General features: G+C 47.0%; 16 protein-coding genes. 9 read left to right on the forward strand and 7 right to left on the reverse strand.

Annotated elements, in window-relative coordinates; all coding sequences use genetic code 11:
- The first annotated feature begins 67 nt into the window (after positions 1 to 67).
- The 3 genes from AB4486_RS08365 (at position 68) to AB4486_RS08375 (ending at position 2,805) form a co-directional block, all read left to right on the forward strand.
- A complete protein-coding gene (locus tag AB4486_RS08365) occupies positions 68 to 1,054 on the forward strand; it encodes a serine/threonine protein kinase (RefSeq protein ID WP_017058781.1) in 987 nt (328 codons plus the stop codon).
- A gap of 55 nt (positions 1,055 to 1,109) precedes the next feature.
- Positions 1,110 to 1,709 (forward strand): thiol:disulfide interchange protein DsbA/DsbL, encoded by a 600-nt coding sequence (locus AB4486_RS08370; RefSeq protein ID WP_017063015.1) that lies wholly within the window; start codon positions 1,110 to 1,112, stop codon positions 1,707 to 1,709.
- A 139-nt stretch (positions 1,710 to 1,848) separates the two neighbouring features.
- A complete protein-coding gene (locus AB4486_RS08375) occupies positions 1,849 to 2,805 on the forward strand; it encodes a DUF2860 domain-containing protein (protein WP_017066751.1) in 957 nt (318 codons plus the stop codon).
- Positions 2,806 to 2,867: 62 nt separating this feature from the next.
- Here AB4486_RS08375 and AB4486_RS08380 read toward each other — a convergent pair whose 3' ends face one another.
- A complete protein-coding gene (locus AB4486_RS08380) occupies positions 2,868 to 4,391 on the reverse strand; it encodes a YifB family Mg chelatase-like AAA ATPase (protein WP_017058783.1) in 1,524 nt (507 codons plus the stop codon).
- A 472-nt stretch (positions 4,392 to 4,863) separates the two neighbouring features.
- Here AB4486_RS08380 and ilvG point away from each other — a divergent pair, with 472 nt between their 5' ends.
- The 5 genes from ilvG to ilvA are packed head-to-tail and all read left to right on the forward strand — an operon-like array spanning position 4,864 to position 11,199.
- Positions 4,864 to 6,510, forward strand: coding sequence for an acetolactate synthase 2 catalytic subunit (gene ilvG / locus AB4486_RS08385; protein ID WP_017058784.1), 1,647 nt, complete (start codon positions 4,864 to 4,866; stop codon positions 6,508 to 6,510).
- 1 nt (position 6,511) lies between these two features.
- Positions 6,512 to 6,796, forward strand: coding sequence for an acetolactate synthase 2 small subunit (ilvM, locus tag AB4486_RS08390; RefSeq protein WP_017055442.1), 285 nt, complete (start codon positions 6,512 to 6,514; stop codon positions 6,794 to 6,796).
- A gap of 12 nt (positions 6,797 to 6,808) precedes the next feature.
- A complete protein-coding gene (locus AB4486_RS08395; protein WP_372116946.1) occupies positions 6,809 to 7,777 on the forward strand; it encodes a branched-chain amino acid transaminase in 969 nt (322 codons plus the stop codon).
- Positions 7,778 to 7,810: 33 nt separating this feature from the next.
- Entirely contained in the window at positions 7,811 to 9,652 is a 1,842-nt protein-coding gene (gene ilvD / locus AB4486_RS08400) for a dihydroxy-acid dehydratase (RefSeq protein ID WP_048610861.1), read from the forward strand.
- A gap of 2 nt (positions 9,653 to 9,654) precedes the next feature.
- Positions 9,655 to 11,199, forward strand: coding sequence for a threonine ammonia-lyase, biosynthetic (gene ilvA / locus AB4486_RS08405; RefSeq protein ID WP_372116948.1), 1,545 nt, complete (start codon positions 9,655 to 9,657; stop codon positions 11,197 to 11,199).
- 100 nt (positions 11,200 to 11,299) lie between these two features.
- Here ilvA and punR read toward each other — a convergent pair whose 3' ends face one another.
- Positions 11,300 to 12,214, reverse strand: coding sequence for a DNA-binding transcriptional activator PunR (punR, locus tag AB4486_RS08410; RefSeq protein WP_372116949.1), 915 nt, complete (start codon positions 12,212 to 12,214; stop codon positions 11,300 to 11,302).
- Positions 12,215 to 12,377: 163 nt separating this feature from the next.
- Here punR and punC point away from each other — a divergent pair, with 163 nt between their 5' ends.
- Positions 12,378 to 13,589: a purine nucleoside transporter PunC gene (punC, locus tag AB4486_RS08415; protein WP_017063021.1), complete on the forward strand. Its 1,212-nt coding sequence runs from the start codon at positions 12,378 to 12,380 to the stop codon at positions 13,587 to 13,589.
- A 124-nt stretch (positions 13,590 to 13,713) separates the two neighbouring features.
- Here punC and glmU read toward each other — a convergent pair whose 3' ends face one another.
- From glmU to atpA, 5 genes are all read right to left on the reverse strand, one after another.
- A complete protein-coding gene (gene glmU / locus AB4486_RS08420) occupies positions 13,714 to 15,075 on the reverse strand; it encodes a bifunctional UDP-N-acetylglucosamine diphosphorylase/glucosamine-1-phosphate N-acetyltransferase GlmU (RefSeq protein WP_372116951.1) in 1,362 nt (453 codons plus the stop codon).
- Between the two features lie 182 nt (positions 15,076 to 15,257).
- The gene (locus AB4486_RS08425; protein WP_017058791.1) at positions 15,258 to 15,680 is read right to left on the reverse strand and encodes a F0F1 ATP synthase subunit epsilon; all 423 of its coding nucleotides are present in this window, start codon (positions 15,678 to 15,680) and stop codon (positions 15,258 to 15,260) included.
- 18 nt (positions 15,681 to 15,698) lie between these two features.
- Positions 15,699 to 17,102 carry a F0F1 ATP synthase subunit beta gene (atpD, locus tag AB4486_RS08430; RefSeq protein ID WP_017058792.1) on the reverse strand — a complete coding sequence of 468 codons (1,404 nt, stop codon included), beginning with the start codon at positions 17,100 to 17,102 and terminating at the stop codon, positions 15,699 to 15,701.
- 34 nt (positions 17,103 to 17,136) lie between these two features.
- The gene (gene atpG, locus AB4486_RS08435; RefSeq protein ID WP_017058793.1) at positions 17,137 to 18,003 is read right to left on the reverse strand and encodes a F0F1 ATP synthase subunit gamma; all 867 of its coding nucleotides are present in this window, start codon (positions 18,001 to 18,003) and stop codon (positions 17,137 to 17,139) included.
- 48 nt (positions 18,004 to 18,051) lie between these two features.
- Complete coding sequence (gene atpA / locus AB4486_RS08440; RefSeq protein WP_017063023.1) at positions 18,052 to 19,593, reverse strand: F0F1 ATP synthase subunit alpha; 1,542 nt, start codon at positions 19,591 to 19,593, stop codon at positions 18,052 to 18,054.
- Positions 19,594 to 19,604: the final 11 nt, after the last annotated feature.

Here is a 19,604-nt window from a genome sequence, read left to right on the forward strand (position 1 = left end):
CACCGTAGTGCTTGGTATAACAACCCAATAAATGGAAAAAGGCTCAGTAATGAGCCTTTTTTATTCTATGACGATGCAAGCCTTTAACTTTGATAACCTGACTCCTGACTTCATGTGGTACGCACTGGAGAGCATTGGAGTTCGTGCTGAATCCGGGCTTCTCGCTCTCAACAGCTACGAAAACCGGGTGTATCAATTCACCGATGAAGACCGTAAGCGCTACGTCGTTAAGTTTTATCGTCCGCAACGCTGGAACAAGGCACAGATCCAAGAAGAGCATGACTTCGCACTCGAGCTTATCGAGCAAGAGATGCCGGTTGCGCCTCCAATGCGAATCAACGGTGCAACCTTACATGAATACCAAGGCTACCTATTTGCACTATTTGAAAGTGTTGGCGGCAGACAGTATGAAGTTGACAATCTAGATCAATTGGAAGGCGTAGGACGCTTTCTTGGTCGTATTCATAAAGCCAGCGCGGGAAGAACATTCCAGCATCGCCCGACCATCAGCTTAGATGAATACCTTTATCAGCCACGTAAGATTCTAGAGAACTCTCAGTTTATCCCGACGCACCTAGAAAATGCCTTCTTCAATGACGTTGACCTTCTGATCAAAGAGCTAGAGAGCCAGTGGCCGAGCAACATTGAGAATATCCGCCTGCACGGTGACTGCCACCCTGGCAATATTTTGTGGCGCGATGGGCCAATGTTCGTCGATCTTGATGACGCACGTAACGGCCCTGCGATACAAGATCTGTGGATGCTGCTCAATGGCGAGCGCCAAGATAAGCTGATGCAACTGGATATTTTGCTAGAGAGTTACCAAGAGTTTTGCGATTTTAATACCGCACAACTGAAACTAATCGAACCACTACGCGGTCTACGTATGGTGCATTACATGGCATGGTTGGCGAAACGATGGCACGATCCTGCGTTTCCTCTGGCCTTCCCGTGGTTTAATGATCCGAAATATTGGGAGCAACAAGTACTTGCTTGTAAAGAGCAAATTGCTACCCTGCAAGAGCCACCACTTTCGTTAATGCCTCAGTGGTAACAGCAATCGCAACATACAACTAGATAAAAATTCAAACATAATGGAGATTGGATAAATGAAAAAGCTATTCGCATTTTTCTCATTGATCATGTTGAGCCTTACCGCTCACGCTGCGAAATTTAACGAAGGTGAACACTACAAAGTTCTCGACCTAGAAGCATCCAAAAAACCAATGGTGACAGAGTTCTTCTCTTTTTACTGCCCACACTGTAATAGCTTTGAGCCAATCATCCAGCAGCTAAAACAACAGCTACCTAAAGACGCTAAGCTACAGAAGAACCATGTTTCATTCATGGGTGGCAACATGGGTCTGCCAATGAGCAAAGCTTACGCGACAATGATTGCACTGAAAGTTGAAGATAAAATGGTGCCAGTGATGTTTAACCGCATCCACACAATGAACAAGCCACCACGTGATGAAGAAGAACTGCGTCAAATCTTCCTAGACGAAGGCGTTGATGCGAAGAAATTCGATGCTGCGTATAACGGCTTTGCTGTAGATTCTATGGTTCGTCGCTTCGACAAAGCATTCAAAGACAGCGGCCTTTCAGGTGTACCCGCTGTTGTGGTTAACAACCGCTACCTAGTAGAAGCTCAAGGTATCAACTCTCTTGATGAGTACTTCGAGCTCGTGAACTTCTTATTAAAGAAGTAAGCCATTGATGAAAGGAAGCTTCGGCTTCCTTTTTTTTGCTAGTTCAAAAATCATTATTGATAAATAATTAACCTGGAAGTTTAAAGCTTTACTGCTATTAATAACCCGTCCTAAGAACCGGTGGGCAAGGAGCCCTTGAATGAAAATAAAAATAACTCTCTTGGCATTGAGCGTTGCGGCTTCTCCCGCTTTTGCCAAGCTTGCAGACCAACAAGGTTTCAGTGGTGAAATCTCTCTCAATACCGGGGTTACCTCTTCCACCTCGAACTTTAATACCGATGCTGATAGCAATCTTTCATCCACAGATCAGAAGGCTTCTTCGGAAAGCTCTTTTCTGGTTGCTCCTTTAGGTAGTGTTGCTTATACCTTTGGTGAAAAGCTAAACCATCAGGTATACACAGGTACCGCGCGAGATGATGTAGCAACAGGTACTGTAGTTCTCGAAGTCGGTTACAAATACCAACTTGAGTCAGGCATGGTGATCGACGCTTCACTGCTGCCAACCATTATGTCTGGTGAAACTTGGGCTGATCCATACAACACCACATCAGCTCGCACCAAGACCGATGAAACTGGCAATGCGTTTCGTTTGAAGCTAAGCAACATTGCGGGCTCAGCTTTCTCGCTAGACATGGCCTATGCGACCAAAGATGTCGACAAGGATGATATTCAAGATCAAGAGCTCAAACGAGATGCCAATACTCTCTACTTGAAAGGTCAATATCGCCTGCCACTTAGTCGTACCATGATGCTTATTCCATCCGTCATCTATCAAACACGTGATGCTGATGGTAAAGCTGAATCTTACGACCAATTCGGTGGTGAGGTAAGCTTGTTTGGTGGCATGGGGCGTCACAAGTACGCACTAACAGCGGGTTACAACCAACGCTCTTACGATGCGAGCAACCCGATCTACGACAAGAAACGCAGCGACGACAATATCAACCTATTCGCCGCCTATGAGTATGATCAATTCATGGATTGGGAAAACTGGTCGTTTATTTCACTGGCAGGCTACGGCACCAGCGACTCGAACATTACCTTCTACGACGAGTCTCAATATATAGTTTCAGTTGGCTTGAACTACAAGTTCTAACCTTAGCGAGTATGAACTGCAATCCAACGAAAGCCTGCATCTAAGCAGGCTTTTTCTGCTTGCTAGACAGCTTGAGCCGTGAGTTGTTTCAGCAAGCGATCCATCGCGCGATAGCCTAGCGCTTCTGATAGATGTTTCTTTTCGATCTGCTCGTTACCGTCAAGGTCGGCAATGGTTCGTGCCACCTTAATAATTCGATGATAAGCACGAATCGATAAACCCAAGCGATGTAGTGCTGTCTCAAGAAACTCTGCATCTTCGCGTCGCAGTGGGCAATACTTCTCAATTTCTCGGCTACCTAACAGTGCATTCGATTTATGGTTGCGAGATAGCATTAACTCTCGCGCCTGCCTAACCCTTTGCTTAACTACTTGAGTGGTTTCACCGCGATCACCGCCTTCGGCCAACATTCCTTTTGGCAACAGAGGTATCTCCAATGACATATCGAACCTATCCAGCAAGGGCCCAGATAAGCGATTGAGGTAACGCAGGATGATCTGTGGGTTGGCGCGCGCCTGGTTACCTTCGTAATAACCCGTTGGACTTGGGTTAAGTGCACCGACCAATTGAAAACGCGCAGGAAAACGAGTCTTGCCCGCAGCACGGGAGATAATGATCTCGCCCGACTCTAGTGGCTCTCGTAATGAATCAAGCACCTTGCGCTCAAACTCCGGCATCTCATCTAAGAACAATAAGCCGTTATGCGCTAAAGAGATCTCTCCGGGGCGAGGCACCGAACCACCACCCACTAATGCCGCCATTGAACTGGAATGGTGAGGAGAGCGAAAAGGTCGTTGCTTCCAGTTGTATTGATTGATTTCTTGTTGCGTTAACGAGGCCACCGACGCGGTTTCCATCGCTTCGTCATCACTCATTTCAGGTAATAGGTCACGCAGTCGAGAAGCGAGCATAGTTTTTCCGGTTCCGGGTGGGCCAAGAAACAATAAGTTATGATTCCCAGCAGCGGCTATCTCTAGAGCTCGCTTTCCTTGTTGTTGGCCGATAATATCTTGTAGGTCGCGAAGCACTGAAACATCAGCCTGATGATGTTCCGTTCTATATAGCCCAAGCTGAGCCTGTCCACACATGTCAGCACAAACCTCCAACAAGGTTTGTGCAGATTTATGCGCTCCCTTGCCCACCAGCGCAGCCTGATCACCGTTATGATGTGGGACAACTAAGCATCGCTCTACACTGTCGGCGGCTAACGTCGCAGGCAAAACGCCCTTTACCGAGCGAAGTTCTCCTGACAATGCCAACTCACCGATAAATTCATGTTGAGCTATTTTTGATGTCGGAAGCTGATCTGACGCCACCAAAATCCCAAGCGCGATGGGCAGGTCAAAACGGCCACCTTCTTTGGGCAAATCGGCTGGGGCGAGATTGACCGTGATTCTTTTCGATGGAAACTCAAAGCGAGAATTGATGATCGCGCTTCTCACTCGATCTTTAGATTCCTTGACCGTTGTTTCAGGTAGACCCACCAGCGTGAAGCCAGGCATTCCGTTGCTTATATGCACCTCAACGGTCACTTCTGGCGCCTCTACACCCACACTAGCTCGGCTATGAATTATCGCGAGTCCCATAACTTTCCTTTGTCTTTGATTTAAAAGTATTCGCTCTGGATATTCGTTGCTCACCAAAGCGATAAGGTTGTTATATAGCTTGGTGGAATGGTATTTTAATGTGAAAAAAGAATGACATTTCCCTTGTCATGCGGCAGATTTGTGTGATAACACTAGAGATGTAGACATTTACTGAAGACAATAAACGAGAAAACTCGAATATTATGATTTTTAACGCTCGCATTTACGCACTGATTAACCTGATTATCGTAGTCATTATTAAGACTGCGCGGGGGCGAGTGGGAAGAAAGTAACCACGAATTAGAAAAAACCCCCGCACTGACAAGTCCGGGGGTTTTTTCTAATTTAAACATTCGATTTTTATATTTTTGAGCATTTTCGGCTTTGCCGATTTACAGGAAGAATGGGAGCACAAGATGTGCAGAGACAAAGGAAACAGTTACCAAAATAAAGGTAATACGGGAGAATTCCGATGAAAGGCGCAGAACTAGTCGTATCCGCACTCAAGCAACAAGGAATTGAGACCGTATTTGGTTACCCCGGTGGTGCCATCATGCCAATCTACGATGCACTCTATGACGGCGGGGTTGAACATATCCTATGTCGCCATGAGCAAGGCGCCGCTATGGCCGCGATCGGCATGGCTAGAGCAACACAAGATGTCGCTGTTTGTATGGCAACCTCGGGACCAGGTGCAACCAACCTAGTCACTGGCCTTGCTGATGCCTTTATGGATTCAATCCCATTGGTTGCTATCACAGGTCAGGTTGCAAGTTCCCACATTGGTACCGATGCATTCCAAGAAATGGATGTGATTGGTATGTCTCTGTCATGTACTAAACACAGCTACCTAGTAACTGATATTGAAGAGCTAGCTCCAACCCTCGCTGAAGCGTTTGTGGTAGCAAAGTCTGGCCGCCCTGGCCCGGTTATCGTCGATATCGCTAAAGACGTTCAACTAGCAGAAGCACCTGTTAATGCTCTTCCTGAATTTACTCCACCCGCAATTCCTGTTGCGACAACTGATGCCATTGAACAGGCACAGTACTTTTTGTCTCAAGCGACCCGTCCTGTTTTATACGTAGGTGGTGGTGTTCAACTTGCTAAAGCAACCGATGCGGTTCGTGAGTTTTTACGCCTAAACCCAATGCCAGCAGTAAGCACACTGAAAGGCTTGGGCACTATCGAACGTGACGACCCACACTACCTTGGCATGCTGGGTATGCACGGCACTAAAGCCGCTAACCTTGTGGTTCAAGAGAGTGACCTGTTGATTGTTGTCGGTGCTCGTTTTGATGACCGAGTAACTGGCAAACTCGATACCTTTGCGCCGCATGCTAAGGTTATCCATATCGATATCGATGCCGCTGAGTTCAGCAAACTGCGTCTTGCCAATGCGCCAATTCGCGGTGACATCAACAAGATCATGCCTCAACTAGAGCTAAGCCAAGACATCTCCTCTTGGGTTCATCACTCTGAAGGTCTTCGTAGCTCATTCAAATGGCGTTACGACCACCCTGGTGATCTGATTTTTGCTCCACTGCTGTTGAAGCAACTGTCAGACATGATGCCAGCAAGCTCTATCGTATCGACTGATGTGGGCCAACACCAAATGTGGGCAGCTCAGCACATTCAGCCTCGCGATCCACAGAACTTCATTACCTCTGCCGGTTTAGGCACCATGGGCTTTGGCTTGCCAGCTGCAATGGGTGCTTCGGTTGGGCGTCCTGATGACCAATCTATTCTAATCTCTGGTGATGGCTCGTTCATGATGAACGTGCAAGAGCTTGGCACATTGAAGCGTCGTCAGATCCCAGTGAAGATGGTACTGCTTAATAACTCTCGCTTGGGTATGGTTCGCCAATGGCAATCGTTGTTCTTCGATGGCCGCCACAGTGAAACCATCCTAGATGACAACCCAGACTTCGTGATGCTAGCGAAAGCCTTCGATATCCCGGGTAAAACCATCACGCGCAAAGAAGAAGTAGAGCCAGCACTGAAAGAGATGCTAGAAAGCAAAACCGCTTACCTACTTCATGTTCTTATTGATGAAGAAGAGAACGTATGGCCACTAGTACCGCCAGGTGCTTCAAACAGTGAGATGTTGGAGAACACATAACATGAAAAGATACCTATTAGACATCAAAGCCGATGATAAGCCTGTACTACTAGAGCGTGTTCTTCGTGTTATCCGCCACCGTGGCTTTATTGTTAAGCAAGTAGCGGGCACTCAAAACCACGAAAGCAAAGTGGCGAGTGTTGAGATCATTGTAGACAGTGACCGTCCGATCTCTTTCTTAGTCAATCAAATCGAAAAGCTGTGGGATGTGCGTACCGTTGACGTTATCTCTATCAGTCGTAATGAATTGCCAAACAACAACTTACAACAAAAGATAAACGCATAAGGAACCACAAACATGACAGCTAAAACGGCAGACTATATTTGGTTTAACGGTGAGATGGTTCCTTGGGCAGAGGCGAACGTTCACGTCCTGACTCACGCAATGCACTACGGTACTTCCGTATTTGAAGGTGTTCGTTGCTACAACACACCAAAGGGTCCGGTTATTTTCCGTCACCCTGAGCACGCTAAGCGCCTAAAAGACTCAGCAAAAATCTACCGCTTCCCTATTCCTTACACTGAGGAAGAAATTATGGAAGCGACTCGCGAAACGCTACGTCAAAATAAGCTAGAGTCAGCGTACATCCGCCCTCTCGGCTTTGTTGGTAACGTAGGTTTGGGCGTATGCCCTCCAGAAAACACTGAGATGGAACTTATCATCGCTGCTTTCCCTTGGGGTTCTTACCTAGGTGAAGAAGCGCTAGAGAATGGCGTAGACGCAATGATCTCAAGCTGGAATCGTGCCGCTCCAAATACTATCCCTACCGCTGCGAAAGCCGGTGGTAACTACCTATCTTCATTACTGGTTGGTGGTGAAGCTCGTCGTCATGGTTACGATGAAGGTATCGCACTGAGCGTCGATGGTTACCTTTCAGAAGGTGCAGGCGAGAACATCTTTGTGATTCGTAATGGTGTGTTATCAACGCCACCAGCAACCAGCGCGATTCTACCGGGCATCACCCGTGATTCAATCATGACACTAGCAAAAGACATGGGTTACGAAATCCGTGAAGAGAACATTGCTCGTGAAGCGCTATACCTTGCCGATGAAGTATTCATGACAGGCACAGCTGCAGAGATCGTTCCGGTTCGCAGTGTAGACAAAATTACAGTAGGTGAAGGCAAACGCGGTCCTATCACTGAAAAAGTTCAAGCGGCTTACTTTGGTCTATTCAATGGAACCACTGAAGATAAGTGGGGCTGGTTAGACTACGTCTACCCAGCAGACCAAACTTCAGAAAACCAAACGCAAACAACTAAGTAAGCAACAGCCAAATATTTTATAAGGATTTAAGCAATGCCAATCTATCGTTCAGCAACGACTACCCACGGACGCAACATGGCTGGTGCGCGCGCTTTATGGCGTGCAACTGGCGTTAAAGATGATGACTTCGGTAAGCCAATCATCGCAGTTGTAAACTCTTTCACTCAATTCGTACCAGGCCACGTTCACCTTAAAGATATGGGTCAATTGGTAGCAGGTGAAATCGAGAAAGCAGGCGGTATCGCTAAAGAATTCAACACCATCGCAGTTGATGATGGTATCGCAATGGGTCACGGTGGCATGCTGTACTCACTGCCATCACGTGAGCTTATCGCAGACTCAGTAGAGTACATGGTGAATGCTCACTGTGCGGATGCGATGGTATGTATCTCTAACTGTGACAAAATCACTCCGGGAATGATGATGGCTGCAATGCGCCTTAACATCCCAGTGATCTTTGTATCAGGCGGCCCAATGGAAGCAGGTAAAACCAAGCTTTCCGATCAAATCATCAAGTTAGACCTTGTTGATGCAATGATTCAAGGTGCCGATCCAACGATTTCTGATGAGCAAAGTGAGCAAGTAGAACGTTCTGCGTGTCCGACATGTGGTTCATGTTCAGGTATGTTCACAGCGAACTCAATGAACTGTCTAACAGAAGCGCTTGGTCTATCTCAGCCAGGTAACGGTTCTATGCTAGCAACCCACGCAGACCGTGAAGAGCTGTTCATCAATGCAGGTAAACGTATCGTTGACCTAACTAAGCGTTACTACGAGCAAGACGACGAATCAGCACTGCCACGCAACATCGCTAACCGCGCAGCCTTTGATAATGCAATGGCGCTAGATATCGCGATGGGCGGTTCAAGTAACACAGTACTTCACCTTTTAGCGGCAGCTCAAGAAGGTGAGATTGATTTTGATATGGGTGATATCGACGAGATGTCTCGCCGTGTTCCACACCTATGTAAAGTTGCGCCTTCAACACCTAAGTACCACATGGAAGACGTTCACCGCGCTGGTGGTGTAATGGCTATCCTAGGTGAGCTTGATCGTGCAGGTCTACTGAACAACCAAACACGCACTGTACTTGGCCTAAGCATGCAAGAGCAGCTAGCTCAATACGACATCATGCAAACAGAAGATGAAGCCGTGCTTAAGTTCTTCCGCGCTGGCCCTGCTGGCATTCGTACTACCAAAGCCTTCTCACAAGATTGTCGTTGGGATCGCCTTGATGATGACCGCGTCGATGGTTGTATCCGTACCAAAGAGAACGCATTCAGCCAAGAAGGTGGTCTAGCGGTACTTTCAGGTAACATCGCGGTTGATGGTTGTATCGTTAAGACCGCGGGTGTTGATGAAGAAAACCTTAAATTCCAAGGCCCTGCAATCGTATTCGAAAGCCAAGATACGGCAGTAGACGGCATCTTAGCGGGTAAAGTAAAAGCAGGTGAAGTGGTTGTTATTCGTTACGAAGGTCCTAAAGGTGGTCCGGGCATGCAAGAAATGCTCTACCCAACGACTTACCTAAAATCTATGGGTCTAGGTAAATCTTGTGCTCTTCTAACTGACGGACGTTTCTCTGGTGGTACATCAGGTTTGTCTATCGGTCACGCGTCTCCAGAAGCTGCAAGTGGCGGTGTGATTGGTCTCGTGAACACGGGCGATATCATCACTATCGACATCCCTAGCCGCTCAATCACACTTGATGTGCCTGAAGCAGAACTTGAAGCACGTCGCGTTAAACAAGATGCACTAGGCTGGAAACCAGAAAACCGCCAGCGTGAAGTGTCTTTCGCACTGAAGGCTTACGCAAGCATGGCGACTAGTGCCGACAAAGGCGCAGTACGTGATAAGTCTAAACTTGAGGGCTAACTATGAGTGATGACACCTCCAGTCCCCAGAAACAAACTGGCGCAGATTACCTGCGTCAGATCCTGAGAGCGCCGGTTTACGAAGCGGCAATCGTAACACCTCTACAGGATATGCCGCGTTTAAGCGCGCGCATTGGTAATCAGGTTCAGCTTAAGCGAGAAGACCGTCAGCCGGTGCACTCGTTCAAGCTACGCGGCGCCTACAACATGGTATCAAGCCTTTCTGAGCAGCAAAAAGCCGCAGGTGTGATTGCTGCATCGGCGGGTAATCATGCTCAAGGTATGGCGCTGTCTGGCTCTAAGCTGGGCATTCAGACTACGATTGTGATGCCAAAAACCACGCCAGACATCAAGGTTGATGCGGTACGTGGCTTTGGCGGTAACGTGGTTCTGCACGGCAGCAACTTTGATGAAGCCAAGGCAGAAGCCGAGCGTCTTTCTGCTGAACATGGCTTTACCTTTGTGCCGCCTTTCGATCACCCACTGGTGATTGCAGGACAAGGCACGATGGGTATGGAGATGCTGCAGCAGAATGGTCATATGGATTACATCTTTGTGCCGGTTGGTGGTGGTGGCTTAGCTGCGGGTGTTGCTGTATTAGTAAAACAGCTGATGCCAGAGATTAAAGTCATTGCAGTAGAACCAGAAGATTCGTCTTGCTTAAAAGCGGCCCTCGATGCCGGTGAACCTGTGGTACTGGATCAGGTCAGTATGTTTGCTGATGGTGTTGCGGTTAAACGCATTGGTGAAGAGACATTCCGTCTTTGCCAACAATACATTGACGGTCACATTGCAGTCTCTAGCGATGAGATATGCTCTGCGGTGAAAGACATCTTTGAAGACACTCGTGCGATTGCCGAGCCTTCTGGTGCGCTTGCTCTGGCTGGTTTAAAGAAGTTTGCAGAGCAGAACCAACTGCAAGGCAAACAACTGGCAACTGTACTTTCTGGTGCTAATACCAACTTCCATGGTCTGCGCTATGTGTCTGAACGTTGTGAGCTGGGTGAAAAGCGCGAAGGTCTACTTGCGGTTACTATTCCTGAGCGACAAGGTGCCTTCCTAGAGTTCTGTAATATCATTGGCGGCCGTGCTGTGACTGAGTTTAACTACCGTCATAACGATGACAGCCTAGCGAACATCTTCGTCGGTGTACGCCTGCAAGGTGGCCAAGAAGAACTCGAACACATCATCAATGACCTACGTGAGGGCGGCTACCCAGTTGTCGATCTGTCTGATGATGAGATGGCAAAACTGCACATTCGCTACATGATTGGCGGTAAACCATCGAAGCCACTGAAAGAACGCCTATACAGCTTTGAGTTCCCAGAATACCCAGGTGCATTGATTAAATTCCTTGATACCTTAGGTACCCACTGGAACATCAGCCTATTCAATTACCGTAACCATGGTGCCGACTACGGCCGCGTATTGTGTGGCTTTGAACTTGATGACGATGACTTGGCTCAGTTCTCAACACACTTAGAAGAACTTGGCTACCAGTGTAAAGATGAAACTGATAACCCTTCCTACAAGTTCTTCTTGTCTTAAGAGTTAACGACCGAATCAAAAAAGAGCGAGTATTTACTCGCTCTTTTTATTGGTGCTGATTCAGCTCAAGCTTGAAAAGGATCTTCTTGTAAACAGATCATTAGATCGCCTTGCGATGATCCAACCAATCTTGGTGAAGTTGCTCACTCGATCCTAGGTACTTCACCATCCATTCGATCAGTTTATGGTTATCGTCTTTTCGCCATACCAAACAACAATGACTCTGCGGACTCGGTTCAGGCAGTATTTTCTCCACCAGCAGGCCTTGTTCGATAATTGGCGCGGCAATGTGCCTTGGCATGTAACCTACACCAACGCCATTTTTTAGACATTCAATCGCACTATACCAGTTAGGTAACAACAGTCGCCTTTGATTCGAAAAGTGTCCTGTGTGTCGCTTAGGCAGTACACTAGAAGTATCATCCAAGCAGATGGCTGGATATTGGCTCACGAACTCTTCATTGAGGTTCTGTTCGCGCACACACGGGTGACTTGGCGACATTACAAATGCCCAATCTAATTGCCCCATGTCTTTGACTTCAAAATCGCCACCAACTGGCACAGCTGAGGTGGCGCCAATCACGATATCCGCCCTGCCCTGTGCAATCGCTTCCCATGAGCCGTTGAATACCTCCATGTTGATCTGAAGTTCGGCAAACTCAAAGGTTTGATAGAACTCTTCAATCATCGGCTTCATCTTGTCGAGCTTCACCACATTATCGAGCGTCAGACGCAAGGTTTTCTTCCAACCTCGAGCTGCTCGACGAGTCTGGGCACTGACCTCTTCCATTTGCCTCAGTAGTGCACGCGCCTCTTCAATGAACAGTTCACCTGCCGGAGTGAGCTCAACCTTTCTCGGTAAACGCCTGAAAAGCAGCACATCCAGTTCTTGTTCGACCTGTCTGACACCATAACTGATCGCCGAGGGCACTTTGTGCAACTGCTCAGCCGCCGCGGTAAAACTGCCCAAGCGCGCTACCGTATCGAGCATTTCTAAAGAGGATTTAGAGAACATAAGCCTTCAAATTTTTTGATTGATAACCACATATTTTAGCGTTTTATTTTATCAGGTCTGAAAAATAGAATGTCAGCATAAATAAACAGGGGCTTTCACTTCTGTATATCAAACAATTTTTTTGATGATAAAAACATCACTACCTTTAGCTTAATGGCATCTTATGAATATTTCTAAATTTCAATTGGTCTACCTTGCAGTTCTTTCAATGCTTGGCTTTATTGCGACCGATATGTACCTTCCTGCATTTAAGGCAATGGAAGTTGATTTCGCAACCGGCCCAGAGCAGATTGCCCTGTCTTTAACGGTATTCCTTGGCGGTATGGCAATGGGTCAGCTTCTTTGGGGTCTGGCGAGTGACAAGTATGGTCACCGTAATACGCTGGCGGTTGGTCTTGTTATCTTTACTGCAGCTTCATTCGGCTTAGCATTCAGCACCGAGGTATGGCATCTACTGACACTGCGCTTCATTCAAGCGATCGGCGTATGTGCTCCTGCGGTAATCTGGCAAGCAATGGTTATCAAGCGTTACTCGCAAAGCAGTAGCCAGCAAATTTTTGCAACCATCATGCCTTTGGTTGCGCTATCTCCTGCACTAGCACCTCAGCTAGGTGTGTTACTGGCGGATAGCTTTGGCTGGCACAGTATCTTCATCACGTTGACCTTGATGGGTGCACTGCTAGTGGCGACAACAATGGCTCAACCAAAAGAAGCGCCTGAAGTAAAACAGACATCGATTAAGACAGACATCAAGATGTTGCTTAAATCAAAGCCTTACATGGGTAATGTCTTAATGTTTGCTTCAGCATCTGCAGCGTTCTTCGCTTACCTAACGGGTATGCCAGAGATCATGGCTCAGCTAGGTTATGAAGCAAAAGACATCGGTTTGAGCTTTATCCCACAAACAATCGCGTTCATGGCGGGTGGTTACTTCGGTAAGCAAGCAGTGAAGAAATATGGCGATGGCGTTGTACTAAGAAACCTTATCGGTTTGTTCAGTGTAGCGGCGATGCTTATCTTTATCGCATCACAGTGGGAACTGACGTCAATCTGGCCTCTACTTGCGCCTTTCTGTTTGATTGCTGTCGCAAACGGCGCACTTTACCCAATCGTAGTAAACCGTGCTCTATCAAGCGCTAAACAAAGCCCAGCAACAGCTGCTGGTCTACAAAACAGCCTGCAAATCAGTATCAGTGGCCTATCAAGTGCATTGGTCGCGGCAATGGCTAGCCAAGCACTAAGCGCGACGGGTATTGCCGTTGTAATCTGTTTGGGTGCGTTGTGGGTTGGCTATATTGTTTCGAACAAAGAGCTTTCTGAACACTTCGCGACACCTGACAACTCTCGAGTAGTCGCTGACGAGAAACAAGACTAGTTTCTAAGTTAACGAAAACAAAAAAGAGCGAGATTACTCGCTCTTTTTTTATATCTAGATAAATAAGAAAAAGCCAGTAGCGGTACTACTGACTTTCATTTAAATCATCTTATTTGTTAAGAGACTACTTTTTCTTAGTCGGACGTTTCCAATCAGCGATCTTGCGCTCTTTAGCTCGGCTGATAACCAGCTCATTTTCCAACACATCACGCGTCACTGTAGAGCCAGCACCAACCGTCGCACCATTACCAATCGTAACAGGCGCGATTAATTGGCTGTCTGAACCAACGAATACGTCGTCGCCAATGATGGTCTTAAACTTATTCGCACCATCATAATTACAAGTAATTGCACCCGCCCCTACGTTTACACGCTGACCAATTTCAGCATCGCCCAAGTACGTTAGGTGATTCGCTTTAGAACCTTCACCAAGGCGAGTGTTCTTCACTTCAACAAAGTTACCGACGTGCGAGTTATTACGCATGTCTGCACCAGGGCGTAGGCGAGTAAATGGACCAACCGTACAGTCTTCACCAACAGTCGCTCCTTCGATTACGCTGTATGGACGAATAACTGTGTTGTCATCGATCTCACAGTCTTTCAGCACGCAGCCAGTGCCGATAACCACGTTATCGCCAATGCTTACGCTGCCTTCGATGATAACGTTAGTATCAATCTCAACGTCCATACCGCACTGCAGTTCACCACGCAGATCAAAGCGGCTTGGGTCGCGTAGCATCACGCCTTGCTTCAATAGCTTATCGGCTTGCGTAGCTTGGTAAGCGCGCTCTAGGCGAGCCAGTTGCGAACGATCGTTAACGCCTTCCACTTCAATTGGGCTTACTGGGTGTACCGCTTCAACTGCACGACCTTCGTCGTGAGCCGCAGCGATAACGTCAGTCAGGTAATATTCACCCTGTGCGTTGTCGTTGCTTAGACCTGACAACCAGCGCTTCAGATCGCCACCAGTCGCCACCATAACGCCGGTATTGATCTCTTTGATAAGCTTCTGCTCATCCGTTGCATCTTTCTGTTCAACGATAGCCACAACAGGGCCATTACGACGAATAATACGTCCGTAGCCCATCGGGTTGTCTAACACGACAGTAAGTAGCGCGATGCCACCGTTTGGTTGAGCGTCTAATAGGTTTTCAATGGTTTCAGGTGAGATTAGTGGAACATCACCGTAGAGCACCAATACTTTTTCATCATCAGCGAAATGTGCAGATGCTTGATCCACAGCGTGACCTGTGCCGAGCTGTTCAGCTTGCAGTGCCCAGTTTACAGATTCTTCAGCTAAGGTAGCCTTCATCTGATCACCACCGTGGCCGTAAACCAGGTTGATGTTTTGAGCGCCTAGACCATTACATGTATCGATAACATGTTTCACCATTGGCTTACCCGCAAGTGTGTGCAGAACCTTTGGTGTGTTTGAATACATGCGAGTGCCTTTGCCCGCCGCGAGAATTACCGCGCTAAACTTCATTGTAAACCTATCCAACGTTATTTTTATTAAGCCGATATTGTAACCGTTTTTGGGCAAAAAATTAAATCGCAATAACCATTTAACCGGTAGTGATACGTAAAAGAAGCATTTTTGAGAATCTAAAAATGCAAAAAGGCGACCCTTAGGTCGCCTTTATCTCAGAGTCTGTAATCTTAAAAAGATTAACGACGCTGTTTTGTCAGTTCGATAACTCGTAACTGAGCAATGGCTTTAGCCAGTTCACCGGCCGCTTGTGCGAAGTCTATGTCGCCATGCTGATTTTGGATATTCTCCACAGCCTTGCGCTTAGCTTCTTCCGCCTTTGCTGCGTCTAGCTCTTCACCACGGATAGCTGTATCAGCCAGTACAGTTGCTGTACCAGGCTGAACTTCTACCATACCACCAGAAACATAAATGATTTCTTCGTGGCCGTGCTGCTTAACAATACGCACCATGCCAGGCTTGATAGCGGTCAGCAGTGGACAGTGACCATGGAAAATACCAAGTTCACCCTCACTACCGGTCACCTGAAACGTCTCAACAAGGCCTGAGAAAATTTGTTTCTCTGCACTTACAACGTCTAGGTGAAAGGTTATTGCTGCCATATCGCCTCCTAGTTAGCCTTATAGCTTCTTAGCATTCTCGATAGCTTCGTCAATTGCACCACAGTACATGAACGCTTGCTCTGGAATGTCATCGTATTCACCAGATAGAAGACCTTGGAAGCCACGTAGAGTCTCTTTAAGAGGTACGTAAATGCCTGGGTCACCTGTAAATACTTCCGCTACGTGGTAAGGCTGAGTTAGGAACTTCTCAATCTTACGAGCACGAGATACAACTTGCTTATCTTCTTCAGATAGCTCGTCCATACCTAGGATAGCAATGATATCTTTCAGCTCTTTATAGCGCTGAAGAGTAGACTGAACGCCACGAGCGATGTCGTAGTGCTCTTGTCCAACTACCAATGGATCCAGTTGACGTGAAGTAGAATCTAGCGGGTCGATCGCAGGGTATAGACCCATAGATGCGATGTTACGGTTAAGTACAACCGTTGCATCCAAGTGAGCGAACGTTGTTGCTGGAGACGGGTCAGTCAAGTCATCCGCAGGTACGTATACCGCCTGTACAGACGTGATAGAACCAGCTTTAGTTGACGTGATACGCTCTTGTAGAACACCCATTTCTTCAGCCAGTGTAGGTTGGTAACCTACCGCAGAAGGCATACGACCTAGAAGTGCTGATACTTCAGTACCTGCTAGTGTGTAACGGTAGATGTTATCAACGAACAGTAGAACGTCACGACCTTCGTCACGGAAGCGCTCTGCCATTGTTAGGCCAGTCAGGGCAACACGTAGACGGTTACCTGGTGGCTCGTTCATCTGACCGTAAACCATCGCTACTTTTGATTCTTCAGGTTTTTCGATGTTTACAACACCTGCTTCCTGCATCTCAAAGTAGAAATCGTTACCTTCACGAGTACGCTCACCTACACCTGCAAATACAGATAGGCCTGAGTGTTGAAGTGCGATGTTGTTGATAAGTTCCATCATGTTAACGGTCTTACCTACACCAGCACCACCGAATAGACCGATTTTACCACCCTTAGCGAATGGACAAATCAAGTCGATTACTTTAACACCAGTTTCTAGAAGAGCTGTCTCGTTAGACTGCTCTTCGTAGCTTGGAGCTTCACGGTGAATGGCGTAATGCTCTTCAGCACCAATCTCGCCACACTCATCAATCGCGTCACCTAGGACATTCATGATACGACCCAATGTCTTAGTACCTACTGGTACTGAGATTGGAGCGCCAGTATTTTCAACTGTCAAACCACGACGTAAACCATCAGAGCTACCCATTACGATTGCGCGAACTACGCCACCGCCAAGTTGTTGCTGAACTTCAAGAACTAGACGTTCTTGTACTTCATTAACATTCAGAGCGTCGTATACACGAGGTACTTCACCCTGTGGGAACTCTACGTCGACTACCGCACCGATGATCTGTACGATCTTACCTGTAGCCATCGTTAATCCTCTAACTATTTAGTTTTACCTAAGCTTAAACCGCAGCTGCGCCTGAAACGATCTCAGAAAGTTCTTGTGTAATTGCCGCTTGACGCGCTTTGTTGTACACAAGTTCTAAGTCATCAATAATGTCACCAGCGTTATCTGTTGCTGATTTCATAGCAATCATTCGAGCCGCTTGCTCACAAGCAAGGTTCTCGACCACACCTTGATATACTTGAGATTCGACGTAGCGAACCAGTAGTGCATCTAGTAGTGGTTTTGGCTCAGGCTCATAAATGTAGTCCCAAGCATGATCGCGTTTCATGTCTTCGCTGTCTGATTTAGGCAAAGGAAGTAATTGATCGATCGTTGGTTCTTGTACCATAGTGTTTTCAAACTTGTTGAACACTACGAACAGGCGATCCAATTCGCCTTCATCATATTTCTTCAGCATAACGCTTACAGAGCCAATCAAGTCTTCAAGGCTTGGGCGATCGCCCAGACCAGAAACTTGAGCTGCTACTTTCGCGCCGCTGTTGTTGAAAAATGCTGTCGCTTTTGAACCTACAATTGCAAGTTCAACGTCAGCACCTTTCTCAGACCAATCTTTCATGTCGTTCATGGCTTTTTTGAACAAGTTAATGTTCAAACCACCACAAAGACCACGGTCTGTAGAAACGATGATGTAACCAACACGTTTGGCTTCACGTTCCTCAAGATAAGGATGCTTATACTCGAGGCTACCATTAGCCAAATGACCGATCACTTTACGCATTGTTTCTGCATATGGACGAGTAGCTTCCATTGCGTCTTGAGAACGACGCATTTTTGAAGCTGCTACCATTTCCATTGCTTTCGTAATCTTCTGTGTGCTTTTAACACTACCGATTTTATTACGTATCTCTTTTGCGCCGGCCATCGTTACTCTCCGTTAATGGTATGAGGTGGCCCTAAGACCACCTACCAATTACCAGGTCTGGGTTGCCTTGAAATCGTCAACAAGCTTCTTCAGCTCAGCTTCGATTTCTTTATTGAAAGCACCCGTTGTGTCGATCTGTGTTGCTAGATCGGCATATTGACCACGAGCAAACGACAGTAAAGCAGCTTCAAAGTCTAGAACTTTAGAAAGTTCAACGTCTTGAAGGTATCCACGCTCTGCAGCGAAGATTACTAGAGCTTGGTCAAATACAGACATAGGAGCGTATTGCTTCTGCTTCATCAGTTCTGTAACTTTTTGACCATGGTCTAGCTGCTTCTTAGTCGCTTCATCAAGATCCGAAGAGAACTGAGCAAATGCTGCAAGTTCACGGTATTGAGCTAGAGCAGTACGGATACCGCCAGATAGCTTCTTGATGATTTTAGTCTGCGCCGAACCACCTACACGAGAAACTGAGATACCAGGGTCAACAGCTGGACGTACGCCCGCGTTGAATAGCTCAGTTTGTAGGAAGATCTGACCATCGGTAATCGAGATTACGTTCGTCGGTACGAATGCAGATACGTCACCAGCTTGCGTTTCGATGATAGGAAGAGCAGTTAAAGAACCCGTCTTGCCTTTCACTTCGCCTTTAGTGAATTCTTCTACGTAGTGTTCGCTTACACGAGCAGCACGCTCTAGTAGACGAGAGTGAAGGTAGAAAACATCACCAGGGAACGCTTCACGACCTGGTGGACGCTTAAGCAGTAGTGAGATCTGACGGTAAGCGACAGCTTGCTTAGATAGATCATCATAAACAATCAGTGCATCTTCACCGCGATCACGGAAGTATTCGCCCATCGCACAACCAGCATACGGTGCAAGGTATTGCAGCGCTGCAGATTCAGAAGCCGATGCAACAACAACAACAGTGTTTGCTAGTGCGCCGTGCTCTTCTAGTTTGCGAACTACGTTAGCAATAGTCGACGCTTTTTGGCCGATAGCTACGTAGATAGAGAAAATACCAGAATCTTTTTGGTTAATAATCGCATCGATCGCCATTGCTGTTTTACCAGTCTGACGGTCACCGATTACTAGTTCACGTTGACCACGACCGATAGGGATCATTGAGTCAACAGACTTGTAACCAGTTTGAACAGGTTGATCTACCGATTTACGGTCGATTACACCTGGTGCGATAATTTCTACAGGCGAAGTCAATTTAGCTTCGATTGGACCTTTACCATCAATTGGCTCACCTAGCGTGTTTACAACACGACCAAGCATTTCAGGACCTACTGGTACTTCTAGAATACGACCAGTACCTGTAACTTTCATGCCTTCCTGTAGGTCAGCATACGGGCCCATTACAACAGCACCAACCGAATCACGGTTCAAGTTCAGTGCTAGAGCGTAACGGCCACCCGGTAGTTCGATCATTTCACCTTGCATCACGTCCGCTAGGCCGTGGATGCTAAGGATGCCATCGCTTACAGAAACGATAGTACCTTCATTGCGAGCTTCACTAACAACGTCGAAAGATTCAATACGTTGTTTAATTAGATCGCTAATTTCAGTGGAATTAAGTTGCATGCTCCAATCCC

The sequence above is a fragment of the Vibrio sp. 10N.222.55.C6 genome, from assembly GCF_041473395.1.
Classification (GTDB): Bacteria; Pseudomonadota; Gammaproteobacteria; order Enterobacterales; family Vibrionaceae; genus Vibrio; species Vibrio crassostreae_C.

What these genes read in the sequence shown, in the direction of transcription:
- AB4486_RS08365 (WP_017058781.1), top strand. Translation starts at nt 68, where the DNA reads ATGACGATGCAAGCCTTTAACTTTGATAACCTGACTCCTGACTTCATG.
- AB4486_RS08370 (WP_017063015.1), top strand. Translation starts at nt 1,110, where the DNA reads ATGAAAAAGCTATTCGCATTTTTCTCATTGATCATGTTGAGCCTTACC.
- AB4486_RS08375 (WP_017066751.1), top strand. Translation starts at nt 1,849, where the DNA reads ATGAAAATAAAAATAACTCTCTTGGCATTGAGCGTTGCGGCTTCTCCC.
- AB4486_RS08380 (WP_017058783.1), bottom strand. Translation starts at nt 4,391, where the DNA reads ATGGGACTCGCGATAATTCATAGCCGAGCTAGTGTGGGTGTAGAGGCG.
- ilvG (WP_017058784.1), top strand. Translation starts at nt 4,864, where the DNA reads ATGAAAGGCGCAGAACTAGTCGTATCCGCACTCAAGCAACAAGGAATT.
- ilvM (WP_017055442.1), top strand. Translation starts at nt 6,512, where the DNA reads ATGAAAAGATACCTATTAGACATCAAAGCCGATGATAAGCCTGTACTA.
- AB4486_RS08395 (WP_372116946.1), top strand. Translation starts at nt 6,809, where the DNA reads ATGACAGCTAAAACGGCAGACTATATTTGGTTTAACGGTGAGATGGTT.
- ilvD (WP_048610861.1), top strand. Translation starts at nt 7,811, where the DNA reads ATGCCAATCTATCGTTCAGCAACGACTACCCACGGACGCAACATGGCT.
- ilvA (WP_372116948.1), top strand. Translation starts at nt 9,655, where the DNA reads ATGAGTGATGACACCTCCAGTCCCCAGAAACAAACTGGCGCAGATTAC.
- punR (WP_372116949.1), bottom strand. Translation starts at nt 12,214, where the DNA reads ATGTTCTCTAAATCCTCTTTAGAAATGCTCGATACGGTAGCGCGCTTG.
- punC (WP_017063021.1), top strand. Translation starts at nt 12,378, where the DNA reads ATGAATATTTCTAAATTTCAATTGGTCTACCTTGCAGTTCTTTCAATG.
- glmU (WP_372116951.1), bottom strand. Translation starts at nt 15,075, where the DNA reads ATGAAGTTTAGCGCGGTAATTCTCGCGGCGGGCAAAGGCACTCGCATG.
- AB4486_RS08425 (WP_017058791.1), bottom strand. Translation starts at nt 15,680, where the DNA reads ATGGCAGCAATAACCTTTCACCTAGACGTTGTAAGTGCAGAGAAACAA.
- atpD (WP_017058792.1), bottom strand. Translation starts at nt 17,102, where the DNA reads ATGGCTACAGGTAAGATCGTACAGATCATCGGTGCGGTAGTCGACGTA.
- atpG (WP_017058793.1), bottom strand. Translation starts at nt 18,003, where the DNA reads ATGGCCGGCGCAAAAGAGATACGTAATAAAATCGGTAGTGTTAAAAGC.
- atpA (WP_017063023.1), bottom strand. Translation starts at nt 19,593, where the DNA reads ATGCAACTTAATTCCACTGAAATTAGCGATCTAATTAAACAACGTATT.